This is a genomic window from uncultured Haliea sp., from assembly GCF_963973825.1.
GTDB lineage: Bacteria > Pseudomonadota > Gammaproteobacteria > Pseudomonadales > Halieaceae > Haliea.
This window is the reverse complement of sequence record NZ_CAXBAE010000009.1, coordinates 76983-89483: the sequence shown is the minus strand read 5'-3', so window position 1 is coordinate 89483 and position 12501 is coordinate 76983. Positions and strand designations below refer to the sequence as shown.

Genomic DNA, 12501 nt, shown 5'->3' with positions numbered 1-12501 from the left:
AGTGTGGATGCAGGTTCCAATGCGGGTTGCCAGAACGATGAACGAAAGCTGGAAGTCGTATGCGTCGGGCAGTTTCTTCGACGAACTGATCACGCCCAAGGGGCAGCCGCGCGCTGCTGCGCGGGGTGTAGTGCGCTTGCTACAGAAACTGCCGGGGCAGGAAATGGCGGAACGCCGCGCTGCGGCGGAGCTCGCCATACGGGAAATGGGGATTTCCTTTACGGTCTATAACGAGGCCGGCAATATCGATCGCGCCTGGCCCTTCGACATCATTCCGCGGGTGATATCCGCGCGGCAGTGGCAGGCGGTCAGCGACGGTCTGCGCCAGCGTTCGCTCGCGCTCAATCACTTTATCCAGGATATCTACAACCAGCAGAAAATCCTCGCCGACGGCGTGGTGCCGGCGGATATCGTGCTGGAATCCAGCAATTTCAAACCGCAGTGCATGGGCATGTCGCCGCGCTTTGGCGTCTGGGCGCATATCTGTGGTTCCGATCTGGTGCGTGACGGTGATGGCCGTTTCCGCGTACTCGAGGATAACCTGCGGGTGCCCTCGGGGGTGTCCTATATGCTGGAGAACCGCGAGATCACCAAGCGGGTGCTGCCGGAGCTGTTCGAGAACTACAGTATCCTGCCGGTGGACGATTACCCCTCGCAGCTTTACCAGACACTGGCATCGCTGTCTCCCAGGGAACGCCGCCGCCCCTGTATCGTCGTGCTCACGCCGGGTATTTTCAACTCAGCCTATTTTGAGCACGCCTACCTGGCCCAGGGCATGGGGGCCGAACTGGTGGAGGGTCGCGACCTGATGGTCGCAGATGACAACTGCGTCTACATGCGCACCGTGGATGGTCCCGTGCGCGTGGATGTGATTTACCGGCGCATTGATGAAGACTTCATGGACCCCGAGGCGTTCCGGCCGGAGTCGCTGCTCGGTGTCCCCGGTTTGATGCGCGCCTGGAAGGCAGGCAATGTGGCCATCGCCAACGCACCGGGCAGCGGCGTGGCAGATGACAAGGTCATCTACGCGTTCGTGCCGGAAATGATTCGCTATTACCTCAAGCAGAAGCCGCTGCTCGCCAGCGTGCCCACCTGGCTGTGCATGCGCGAGAAAGATCGCGAGCATGTCCTCAAGAACCTCGATCAACTGGTGGTCAAACCGGCCAATGAATCAGGCGGCTACGGCATCATGGTCGGTCCGCACAGTACTGCCGCCGTGCGTCGCAAGTTTGCCCGCCTGATCGAGGAGAACCCGCGCAACTATGTGGCACAGCCGACCCTGGCCCTGTCGACCGCGCCCACCTACATCGACGAGGCGGTCGAGCCACGCCACCTGGACCTGCGCCCCTTTATCCTGCAGGGACGGGATACCTGGGTGACGCCGGGCGGACTGACACGGGTGGCCTTGACCAGGGGGTCACTGGTCGTGAACTCCTCGCAGGGCGGTGGCAGCAAGGATACCTGGATTGTGGAGGGCAAGGCATGACAATGCTTTCCAGTGTCGCCGAACGCCTGTACTGGATGGGGCGCTACCTGGAGCGTGCGGAGGACAGCGCTCGTCTGGTGGCAGCCTATAACCACCTCATCATGGACATTCCACGCGCAGCCGAGCTGGGCTGGGACGTGCTGGTGCGTATTCTCGATGCCGAGCCCGTTTTCTATCAGCAGTATCGGGTGGGTAATGAACAGAATGTCCTGCGCTTTCTCATGGCAGAAGAAGACAGCTGTGCCAGTATCCCCTTCGCTGTGCGCTGGGCGCGTGAAAACGTGCGCACCACGCGCGATGTGCTGCCTGAGGAAACCTGGGAGCAGATCAACGAGCTGCACCTGTATGTGACTGATGCGGCGGAAAAGTCTGTGGGTCGGCGTAATCGCCAGGCCTTCCTCGAGGAAGTGATCAGCCGCTGCCAGCGGGTGAACGGCATGCTGTCCTCCAGCCTGCCCCGAGACCATGCGCATCGCTTCCTGCGCCTGGGGCACCTGCTCGAACGCTCCGATATGACCACCCGCCTGATGGATGTGGGCACCGGGGAGATTCTCGGGCGGGCCGGTACCCATGAGGCCACGGACCCGCTGATCTGGACTTCCCTGTTGCAGGCCCTGTCGTCCTTCGGAGCCTACCGGCGAATGATAGGCCCGCTGGTGCAAGCGGAGGAGGTGGTGGAATTTGTGTTTCAGGAGCCGCTGTTGCCGCGTTCGGTGGCCTTCTGTCTCGCAGAAATCCGCGCCGAACTGAAGCCGCTGAAGAACCATGAGCGGGCTATGCGCACCCTGAACCGCGGGCGGCGAAAACTGGGCAAGCTGCAGCCGGAACAGATGTCCCGCGAGGCGCTGCATGCCTACATCGATGAGTTCCAGGCACTGCTGGCCGACCTCCACGACGCGATCACCGCGTCCTGGTTTCAGCCGGATACACCATGAAGCGGCTGGAGTGCAGCTGCGGCAGCCAGGTGTTTTTCGAGAGTCGGGACTGTGTGCACTGCGGCAGGGAGCTTGGGTTTGACCCTCTTGCGCTGGAAATGGTCTCACTCAGCGACGCGGGCGATGGCATTCTGCAGTCTGCCGCGGGGCGTCGTTACCGTATGTGCGCCAACGGCTCGGAATGGGATGTCTGCAACTGGCTCTGCGCTGAAGAGGACACTCACCCCCTGTGCTGGGGCTGCCAATTCAACCGTACCATTCCCGACCTTTCGCTGCCCGGCAACATCCAGCGCTGGTGGGTACTGGAACAGGGCAAGAAACGCCTCCTGTACACCCTGCGCAGTCTCGACCTGCCGTTGATCAATGGCTGGCAGGACGCCGAGAATGGCCTGCTACTGGACTTTATCGAGGATGGACGCAGCCGGGAGGAATACGCGGAGTCCTTTGTCAGCACGGGGTTCGCCGGCGGCGTGATTACCATCAATACCCTGGAGGCGGATGATGTTGCGCGGGTTGCGGTGCGGGAGCAGATGAACGAACCCTACCGCACGGTCCTCGGGCATATGCGCCACGAATCCGGTCATTACTACTGGGCGCGCCTGGCACGTGACGAGACCATTCGCAGCGGCTTTGCGCAGCTGTTCGGGGATGAAAAGATGGACTATCGCGAGGCGCTGGACCGCCACTACCGCGAGGGCCCGTCACCCGACTGGCGCAAGTACTACATCAGCGCCTACGCCAGTGTGCACCCGATGGAAGACTGGGCGGAAACCTGGGGACATTACCTGCACATCCAGGATGCGCTGGAGACGGCGGCGGCCTACGGCGTTATTCGCAAGGACGTGGCGAGTCTGGAGGTCGGTGAACGGATCGGACTCTGGCGAGACCTCAGCATCACCCTGAACGAACTTAACCGCAGCGTTGGCCGGGGGGACGCCTATCCCTTCGTCATCAACCACTTCGTCGAATCGAAACTGGCCTTTGTCGACACGGCGATTCGTCGCCTGCAGCAGCAGCCGGGGCAGCGCTAGCCAGCCCAGCGCTGTAGCAGGGGGTTCAGCGCCGTGGCCAGCAGGGGCGCCATGGAGACGGCATTGCTGGGGTGTTGAATGCAGTCTGTGCTCCACACGGTGCCGATGCCCGCGCTCTCCATCACGGCCAGGGCATCGCCGGCAAACAGGGCGTGAGTCACCGCGACATCCACAGAGCTGGCGCCCGCCTGTAGCAGCAGTCGCGCGGCGCCCGCCAGGGTGCGCCCGGAGCTGGCCACGTCATCCAGGAGGACCACCGCACGCCCCGCGACGGCAACGTCAGGCAGGGTGATAACCACATCGCGGTCACCGTGGCGCTGCTTGCTGCACACGGCGTGGTCCAGCTGGCGGACCGCCGCCGCGCTCTCCACCCACTGCCGCGACTCGGCATCGGGGCCAACCAGTAGCGGATGGTCGCGTTCACTCGCCACCCGTTCCGCCAGGCTGCCCGCAGCCGACAGGGCGATGGCGTCCTGCAAGGGAATGGCCTCATCCAGGCGGCTTATCCTGTGCAGGTGGGGATCGACCGTGATAACCGCGTCAAACAGCTCCGCAAGGAACTTGCCGACGATGGTCTGGCTGACCACTTCGCCCGGCTGGAAGGCAATGTCCTGGCGCATGTAGCCGAGATAGGGGGCAACCAGCACCAGCCGTGGCACGCCGGCGCGACGTGCATGGCGCGCCAGCAACAGCAGTTCCACCAGTTTCTCGTTGGGTCGATCCAGGCTGCGGTAGACCACCAGCGTCTGCGTGCCCGCGGGCAGGTCCAGCAGCAGCTTCAGTTCCTCGTCGGGAAAGCGGTGCCGGGCAACGGCAAGGGTGGGCAGTGCACAGGCGCTCGCGAGGCGCAATGCGGGCTCCCGCTCGTCCGCCAGATAGGTCAGCAGCGCGCTCATCAGAACTCCATGAATGCCGGGGTAATGTCAGCCGCCTGGCCCAGGGTGAAACCGCTGCTGCGCTCGCACAGCCTGCGGGCAAAGCCGAGCTCGGTCGGGTAGGCCGCGTAGACGGTATACAGCAGGTCGCCGGGCTGTACCGGGTCGCCGAGCTTGGCGCGCAGGTCGACCCCTGCGCCCTGTGCCCGCGGGGCACCGGCCTGCCGCGCAATGCGCGCCAGCTGCAGGTTGTCAATATTGACCACCGTGCCTGCAGTGTCGGCGCGAACCGCGTAGGTCAGTGGTGCCAGCGGCGGGTTGCCGAGATCAAATGGCTTGCTGCCCTGGGCCTCAATAATGTCCTGCATCTTGCGCAGGGCGCGCCCGGAATCCAGGATGTCCCGGGCGATAGCGAAGCCGTCGCCACCGCGCACATCGGGGTCGAATTCCAGCATGCGACCGGCCAGGCGCAGCGACTTCTGGCGCAGATCGGCGGGCGCCGCAGGGCTGTTCTCCAGCACCTGCATCACGTCCCGTGCTTCCAGGGCCGGGCCGATGCCGTTGCCAATGGGTTGTCGTCCGTCGGTGATCACGACTTCCAGCACCAGCCCCATGCGCTTGGCGACGTACTCGAACAGGCGGCGCAGCCGCTGTGCTTCGGGCATAGACGTGACTTTCGCGGTAGGGCCGACCGGGATATCCAGAACCAGGTGGGTGGAGCCGGCCGCGACCTTTTTGGACAGAATGGATGCCACCATCTGCCCCGGTGAGTCGATCGACAGGGGACGCTCAACGGCAATCAGTACATCGTCTGCCGGCGAGAGGTCACTGGTGCCGCCCCAGGCGAGGCAGCCGCGGTGGGTGCGCACGATACTGTTGAGCTGCTCGAATTGCAGCTCAACGCGCGCCAGTACCTCCATTGTGTCGGCGGTGCCGGCCGGAGAGGTGATGGCGCGGGATGAGGTCTTTGGGCACAGCATGCCGTGTGCGGCGACAATCGGCACGACCAGCATGGAGGTGCGGTTGCCCGGGATACCGCCGATGCAGTGCTTGTCCACCACCGGGTGCTCACCCCAGTTGAGGCGGCGCCCTACACGGCTCATGGCGTCGCTGAGGAAAAAAACCTCCTCGCGGTCGAGTTCCGCCTGGTTACAGGCGACGACGAAGGCGGTCAGTTCAATCTTCGAGTAACGGTGTTCGGCGATGTCGTTGACGATGGCGCGAAAATTCTCGCTGCTGAGGCGTTCGCCAGCAATCTTGCGGTGCAGGGCGGGTATCGAGGTCGGCGGTTCAGCCTGCGATACGCTTACCCGGTGGCCCTCTGGCAGGCCCAGCAAGGCGAAGGCGTCTTCCGAGAGGCCGAGCTCGCTGCAGCCGACGATGGTGTCGTCGTCGACGACGTTGACGCTGGCAAGGATACGCCGGCCGTCGTCGGACACCTCGACTTTCGCCAGTGCCTGGAAACCCTCGGCGCGGTACAGCTCGCAATCCCGATGCAGATAGGCGACGTTCTCCCGGTAGGTGTCTATGGCAACCCGCTTCAGCACCAGCGTGGATGCAGCGTCCGCCGCATGCAGGGCGTCCTGCTGGCTTTTGCCGCTACTGTGGCTCATGCCTCAGTCGTCCTCACCGATAACCTCGCCCAGGGAGGGCAGCTTGGCGAAGGCCTCGCGAATATTGTCGTCCCAGCTCTGGCGCAGCTTGGCCAGGTAGGGATGATGCTCCTCCAGCGCAAAGTAGCGCGCATGCGGTTTCAGGCTGTCGTTGCGGTAGAACAGGCACTCCAGAGGCGGCCCGACGGTGGCATTGGAACGTATGGTGGAGTCCATTGAGACCAGGGCACAGCGCATGGCGGTCTCATAGGGTGTGTCCGGGCGCACGATACGGTCGAGAATGGGCTTGCCGTATTTGGTTTCGCCAATCTGCAGGTAGGGGTAGAGCTCTGAGGCGGTGATGTAGTTGCCTTCGGGGTAGATCAGGTAGAGCGCCTGGGCGTGTCCCTTGATCTGGCCGCCGAGTATGAACGTGGCAGAGGCATCAAAGCTGGCGCCTGCGCCCGGCCCCGACGGCTTTTTGTGCCGAGCCTGTTCTGCGACATTCAGCTCTCCGATATAGTCCGCGACGTCGGCGACATAGCGCGCCTTGAGAATGTTGAATTCGGCATCCTCCTCCAGGTCCCGCTGGATATGCGCAATCACGGCCTGGCTGGTGGCCAGGTTGCCCGCCGTCATCAGCACCAGAGAGCGGTCGTAGGCCACTGAAAAGCGATGCATTTTGCTGTAGGTGCTGACCCGGTCGGGCCCGGCATTGGTGCGCGAGTCCGAGCAGAAGATCAGGCCGTCCTGGACGGCGATGGCGAGGCAATAGGTCATGGCAGCAGTGTCTTCGCTCCGGGGCCGTGTTGAGCGGGCAAGCATACTCATAGCGAGGCGGCAATGCCACAGTCCTGCTCAACCCCGGTGATCTGTGCATGGTATCGACCGCATCGCCCGCGTATCATTGGCTGCCTGTCGTTTCGGTGCAGTGGCGGTAGCGCGATACCGGCCCCTGCCCCCCTGATCACGGAAGTCGGTGACTATCATGTCTGGAAAAAAGGTGCTCTTCAGTCTGCGCATGTGGCTGATGCTGCTGGTCACCCTGCTGGTATTCGGCGGGCTGTTCGGCATGCAGTGGTTCGGCAACAAGAAGATGAACGAGTTCATGGACAACATGCCGGTGCAGCCCGCTACGGTCACTGCCATGGAGGCGGGCACGGCCCTGTGGCGTGACAGCGTGGAGAGCGTCGGCACGCTGGTGGCGATCCGCGGCGCCGAGTTGGCAACGGAAGTGCCCGGCACGGTGGAGACCATCCATTTCGAAAATGGCGCTGCGGTGAACGCCGGCGACGCCATCATCACGCTGAATTCGGCGCCGGATCGGGCGCAGCTGGCGGAGCTGCAGGCCGCGGCGGAGCTGGCCCGGCTGGAACTGGAGCGTGCCAGGCGGCTGGTGGCGCAGCGCAACATTTCCGAGTCGGAGCTGGACCAGCGCAGTAGTCTGCTGGAGCAGGCCCGCGCCCGTGTTGCGGCACAGCAGGCGCGGATCGAGCAGAAAACCCTGCGCGCGCCCTATGCGGGACGGCTGGGCATCCGTCAGTACAACGTGGGCGACTATGTGCAGGCGGGGGACACGGTGATTGCCCTGCAGGCATTGGACAGCCTGTATGTGAACTTCTCACTGCCCGAGCAATACAGCCAGCAGGTAGCGGCGGGGATGCCTGTGCAGGCCCGTCTGGAGGCGCTGGACGGTCGTATCTTCGAGGGCACTGTCACCGCCATTTCGCCGGTGGTGGACCCGAATACCCGGAACTTCACGCTGCAGGCGACCCTGCCCAACCCGGAGGAATTGCTCCGCCCCGGCATGTTCGCCCGCCTGGTGCTGCCAATCGGCATAGAGCTGGAGCGGGTTGTGGTGCCGCAGACGGCGATTGCCTACCGACCCTACGGGGACTCGGTGTACGTCATTACCGGGCAGGATGGTGCCTTGCGGGTATCGCAGCGCTTCGTCACCCTGGGGCCGGTGCGCGGCGATCTGGTGGCGGTCGAGGAGGGGCTGGATCCGGGTGAACGCGTCGCGACCAGCGGACTGCTGAAGCTGGATGGCGGGATGACGGTGAACGTTGACAACAGCTCCCCGCCAGCGGCGGAGCTCGACCCGCAACCGGATAACGGCTGACATGAAATTCACCGATATCTTCATCCACAAACCGGTACTGGCAACGGTGGTCAGCCTGTTCCTGCTGATTCTCGGCCTGCGTGCGGCGACCGAGCTCAACGTGCGGGAATACCCCATGATCGAGACGGCGGTGATCACGGTGAGTACGCCGTACATCGGCGCCGACGCGGAGCTGATCAAGGGTTTCATTACCACGCCGCTGGAACAGGAGATCGCCACAGCCGAGGGTATTGATTACCTGACGTCCTCCAGCACACGGGGGCTGAGCATCATCTCCGCCTATGTCAGCACCGAGGCCGATCCCGACGAGGTCCTCACCCAGGTGGTTACCAAGGTCAACAAGCTGCGCAACGAGCTGCCCCGCGAGGCCGAGGATCCGGTGCTCAACCTGGCGATCGGCGAGCAGGTGGGCAGCATGTACATCTCGTTCATCAGCGACCAGTTGCCCACCAATCGTGTAGCGGATTACGTGATCCGCGAGGTGCAGCCCAAGCTGTCGACCCTGCCCGGCGTGCTGCGCGCAAGCGCTAATTCCACCAGCGTGTTTGCCATGCGCATCTGGCTGGACCAGGAGCGCATGACGGCGCTCGGGATGACCGCCAGCGAAGTGCGCGCTGCCCTCGCCGCCAACAACGTGCTTTCGGCGGTGGGTGCCAGCAAGGGCAGCATGGTCGAGATCAACCTGAAGGCCGATACCGATCTGCGCTCGGTGCAGGGTTTCGAAGAGATGGTCTTGCGCGAGCAGGACGGCGCCATTGTGCGCCTCGGCGACATCGCAGAAGTCGAGCTCGGCAATGAGGGATACGGCTCCTCATCCATGTTTATCGACCAGGAAGCGGTGTTCATGCAGATCGACGTGGCGCCGGATGCCAATGCCCTGGAGGTGATTGCCCGGGTGCGGCAGGTCTACGCGGAGGACATCGCGCCACGACTGCCGGAAGGCATTGTTGGCAATATCAATTACGACGCCACCGTCTATATCCAGAACGCTATCGACGACGTGGAGGCCACCATCATCGAGGCGATGATTATCGTCATCCTGGTGATTTTCCTGTTCCTGGGCTCCCTGCGCTCGGTACTGATCCCGGCGGTGGCTGTGCCGCTGTCGCTGGTTGGCGGACTGTTCCTCATGCAGCTGATGGGCTTCAGTATCAACCTGCTGACGCTGCTGGCTATCGTGCTCGCCATCGGCATCGTGGTTGATGACGCCATCATTGTGCTGGAGAACATTCACCGGCACATTGAAGCGGGCATGGCACCCAAAGAGGCGGCGCTGCTGGGGGCCAGCGAGCTGGCCTGGCCCATCGTGGCGATGACCACCACCCTGATCGCGGTCTATATTCCCATCGGCTTTGTGGGCGGCCTGACCGGCACCCTGTTCACGGAGTTTGCCTTTACCCTGGCCGGTGCGGTGTTGATCTCCGGTGTCGTCGCCCTGACCCTGTCGCCGATGATGTGCGCGCGGCTGCTGAGAAGGGACGAAGGCGACAACAGCAACCGGCTGGAGCACTGGCTTGACCAGCGCTTTGAGGCGCTGCGCCGGGTCTACCAGCGTGATCTGGATCGCGTGCTCGACGACCGCGGCGGGGTTCTGCTGTTCGGCGCCATTATTATCGTCTCCTGCTATTTCCTCTTTGTGCGCTCGCCCTCGGAGCTGGCGCCGTCTGAGGATATCGGGCTGATCTTTTATCTCGCCGAGTCCGACCCGTATGTAACGCTGGACTACATCGAGCAGTACACGGCGGAAATTGGCCAGATCACCCGCAGCACACCGGAAATCGACGTCAACTTCCTGTTCAATGGCGTGAGCCCCGGTGGTGGTGGCGCCACCAACGGCGCCTTCGGCGGATTCATCTTCAAACCCTGGAGTGAGCGCGAGCGCAGCTCGGAGCAGGTTCTGCAGGAGAGCATTCTGCCGCGCACACAGCGCATTGCGGGCTTGCAGGTAAACGCCGTGAACCCGGCACCGCTGCCCTCCAGCGGCGTGCTGCCGGTGGAGTTCGTGCTCACGTCCACCCTGGATTTCAACATCATGTTCGAGGATGTACAGCGCGTGCTGCAACGCGCGCGTGAGACCGGCAAATTCATATTCATTGACCAGGATCTGCAGATCGACAAGCCCCAGCAGCGCCTGACGGTGGACCGTGACAAGGCCGCGCTGCTGGGCGTGGAGATGCAGCAGCTCAGCGCCGATCTGTCGGCACTGCTGTCGGGCGGCTATGTGAACCGCTTCACCATGAATGACCGGTCCTACAAGGTCATTCCGCAGGTACGGCGCGGGCAGCGCATGACGCCGCAGGACCTGGCGGGCTACTACACCCGTACGCGCAGCGGCGACCTGATCCCCATGAGTACACTGGTGCGGCTCGAGAGCGAAGTGGTGCCGCGCTCCCTGACCGGCTTTCAGCAGCTCAACGCGGTCACCCTGAACGGGATTCCGCGCCCCGGTATCGCCTTGGGTGACGCACTGGCGACGCTGGAACAGATCAGCCGCGAGGAGCTGAGCCGCGAATACAGTGTGGACTACGGTGGCCAGAGCAGGCAGTTCAAGACGGAGGGCAGTGCCCTGATCATGACCTTCTTTTTCGCCCTGCTGTTGATTTACCTGGTGCTGGCAGCGCAGTTTGAGTCCTTCCGCGACCCGATCATCATGCTGGTGACGGTTCCCATGTCGGTGTGCGGTGCCCTGCTGTGCCTGAATGTCCTCGCACTCTTCCAGGTCACCGGTGCCACGCTGAATATCTATACGCAGGTCGGTATCGTCACCCTGATCGGTGTGATCTCCAAGCACGGCATCCTGATTGTGGAGTTTGCCAATCGCCTGCAGGAAGAGGGCATGCAGAAGCGCGAAGCGATCGAGGAGGCCGCGTCAGTACGCCTGCGGCCCGTGTTGATGACCACCGCCGCGCTGGTCATTGCCATGGTCCCGCTGCTGCTGGCATCCGGCCCGGGTGCCTCTGCGCGCTTTTCCATGGGCCTGGTCATCGCCTCCGGCATGACGATCGGCACGCTGTTTACCCTGTATGTGCTGCCTGCGGTCTATCTGTATCTGGGGCGGGACCTGGCGGCAAGGTGATGGGCGTCGCCAGCATGTCGCGGTTGGCCTAGCGCTCGGCCGGGGTGTTCAAGAGCGCGAAATACTGTCGCAGCGCCTGCTCACCCAGTACCTGCCGTGTGCAGAGTTCGCGCAGGCAGTACACGGCGAGGTCCGGGCTGTCGAAGAACAGGTCGGCAAACAGCACCTGTCGCTTGAGCTGGTTGTCGCTGTAGTGCTGCAGCGCAATAGGGTTCTTGATGTAGACCGCGTCGGCTTCCAGAAGCTGGTTGAAGGGAATACGGAAGTTGTTGTTGCGGACGGTGGGGGATATTGACCAGCGTTTGATATCCATGAAGCGGTGGGGGAGGTAGCCGTTGGCACGCATCCAGTGGTCGATATCGCCAAAGGTGGGCTGACCCTCGTAGAGGCCGATGAAGGAGACTTCAAGCTGGATCGCCACGCACTCGCGCAGTTTTTCGCGACCGTGTTGCAGAACCCGCAGCTCGGAGCCCTGGATATCCATTTTCAGAAAGTCGATCCGTTCAATGGCATCGATGGCGTCCAGCCGCGTGGTGTGTACGGTCTCGGTTTGCAGCACCCGTCCGAAGTCATCAAAGCCGTTGAAGAAGCCCAGGGCTGCCGGTGAGGGTTTGAACAGCGATGTCATGCCCGATGCCGCGTCGCACACGTAGGCGGTGTGAGCCTCGCCATCGCCGACGTAGTGCTCCAGCACGGTTGCCTTGTCGCCATAGTGCGCCTGCAAGGCGGCAATCTGTCGCGGATCACCGTCGAAGCTGAACAGCTGCGCCTGTGCATACTCCCGGACCAGCGGGGCGTATACCGGCGTTTCAGCCAGCAGGGCGGCGCCGATGTCGGCAATATAAATGCCTGTGTCAAGCTCCAGAAGCCCGGAGAGTGTCGAGATGCGTGCTGCCACTGTTCCTGGATCTCCTGCGCAGAGGTCGGTTCGTTGTTGGAACAATCTTCAGGAACAGCTATCCTGTAGGAGTGTTTTTTGGGTCGTGTGGCACATGTTGCAGCGCAAAGCCGGATTATTCGTTGTGCTTTTGGTCCTGGTGACGTTCACCGGGCAGTTGGTGTCGGCTGCCTCTTCACCCTGCATCATGTTGAACACGGGTAGTGTGCCGGAGTCTGCCCATTTTGCAATGGGCATGAACCATGCGGGCCACATGGCGGCCTCTGGCGTTGTGGCAGACGAGCCGGCCTGCTGCGATGCGCTGCTGTGCTCCCTGTTGCATTGCCTGTCCTCCGGTGCGGCGCTGTTGGCCGCCCCGCTTGCGACGCGTCTGGCGTTTTCTTCCGTTCTCAACGCAGGTGACTCACTGTCCAGTGTTGTCGCCGAAGGCTCCTCCCTGTTTCGCCCACCCATTTTCCGCTGACACGGGGTTAGTGCGCCCGAAAT

Annotated in this window: 10 protein-coding genes; 6 read left to right on the top strand and 4 right to left on the bottom strand. The window is 63.0% G+C overall.

From position 1 onward, the window contains the following. The first annotated feature begins 37 nt into the window (after window positions 1-37). The 3 genes from AACZ17_RS11745 to AACZ17_RS11735 are packed head-to-tail and all read left to right on the top strand — an operon-like array spanning window position 38 to window position 3452. The gene (locus AACZ17_RS11745) at window positions 38-1486 is read left to right on the top strand and encodes a circularly permuted type 2 ATP-grasp protein (protein WP_290746622.1); all 1449 of its coding nucleotides are present in this window, start codon (window positions 38-40) and stop codon (window positions 1484-1486) included. After that, window positions 1483-2421, top strand: a complete 939-nt coding sequence (locus AACZ17_RS11740) for an alpha-E domain-containing protein (RefSeq protein WP_290746421.1) — start codon at window positions 1483-1485, stop codon at window positions 2419-2421. The genes AACZ17_RS11745 and AACZ17_RS11740 overlap by 4 nt, the downstream gene beginning before the upstream one ends. After that, a complete protein-coding gene (locus tag AACZ17_RS11735; protein ID WP_290746418.1) occupies window positions 2418-3452 on the top strand; it encodes a putative zinc-binding metallopeptidase in 1035 nt (344 codons plus the stop codon). The genes AACZ17_RS11740 and AACZ17_RS11735 overlap by 4 nt, the downstream gene beginning before the upstream one ends. Here AACZ17_RS11735 and AACZ17_RS11730 read toward each other — a convergent pair. Genes AACZ17_RS11730 through AACZ17_RS11720 form a run of 3 tightly spaced genes read right to left on the bottom strand, consistent with a single transcriptional unit; the run spans window position 3449 to window position 6699 of the window. Beyond that, window positions 3449-4348 (bottom strand): ribose-phosphate diphosphokinase, encoded by a 900-nt coding sequence (locus AACZ17_RS11730; RefSeq protein WP_290746415.1) that lies wholly within the window; start codon window positions 4346-4348, stop codon window positions 3449-3451. The genes AACZ17_RS11735 and AACZ17_RS11730 overlap by 4 nt on opposite strands. Further along, the gene (locus tag AACZ17_RS11725) at window positions 4348-5940 is read right to left on the bottom strand and encodes a thymidine phosphorylase family protein (RefSeq protein ID WP_290746412.1); all 1593 of its coding nucleotides are present in this window, start codon (window positions 5938-5940) and stop codon (window positions 4348-4350) included. Before AACZ17_RS11725 ends, AACZ17_RS11730 begins: the two co-directional genes overlap by 1 nt. Window positions 5941-5943: 3 nt before the next feature. Then, a complete protein-coding gene (locus AACZ17_RS11720; RefSeq protein ID WP_290746409.1) occupies window positions 5944-6699 on the bottom strand; it encodes a proteasome-type protease in 756 nt (251 codons plus the stop codon). Window positions 6700-6907: 208 nt separating this feature from the next. Between AACZ17_RS11720 and AACZ17_RS11715 the strand changes: the two genes are divergently transcribed. Beyond that, window positions 6908-8041, top strand: a complete 1134-nt coding sequence (locus AACZ17_RS11715) for an efflux RND transporter periplasmic adaptor subunit (RefSeq protein WP_290746406.1) — start codon at window positions 6908-6910, stop codon at window positions 8039-8041. 1 nt (window position 8042) lies between these two features. Further along, on the top strand, window positions 8043-11117 hold the full coding sequence (locus AACZ17_RS11710) for an efflux RND transporter permease subunit (protein WP_290746403.1): 3075 nt from the start codon (window positions 8043-8045) through the stop codon (window positions 11115-11117). A gap of 28 nt (window positions 11118-11145) precedes the next feature. On the opposite strand, the gene AACZ17_RS11705 is transcribed toward AACZ17_RS11710, so the two are convergent. Then, a complete protein-coding gene (locus AACZ17_RS11705; RefSeq protein ID WP_290746400.1) occupies window positions 11146-12015 on the bottom strand; it encodes an FkbM family methyltransferase in 870 nt (289 codons plus the stop codon). A gap of 124 nt (window positions 12016-12139) precedes the next feature. Here AACZ17_RS11705 and AACZ17_RS11700 point away from each other — a divergent pair, with 124 nt between their 5' ends. After that, window positions 12140-12478 carry a hypothetical protein gene (locus AACZ17_RS11700; protein ID WP_290746397.1) on the top strand — a complete coding sequence of 113 codons (339 nt, stop codon included), beginning with the start codon at window positions 12140-12142 and terminating at the stop codon, window positions 12476-12478. The last annotated feature ends 23 nt before the right edge of the window (window positions 12479-12501 follow it).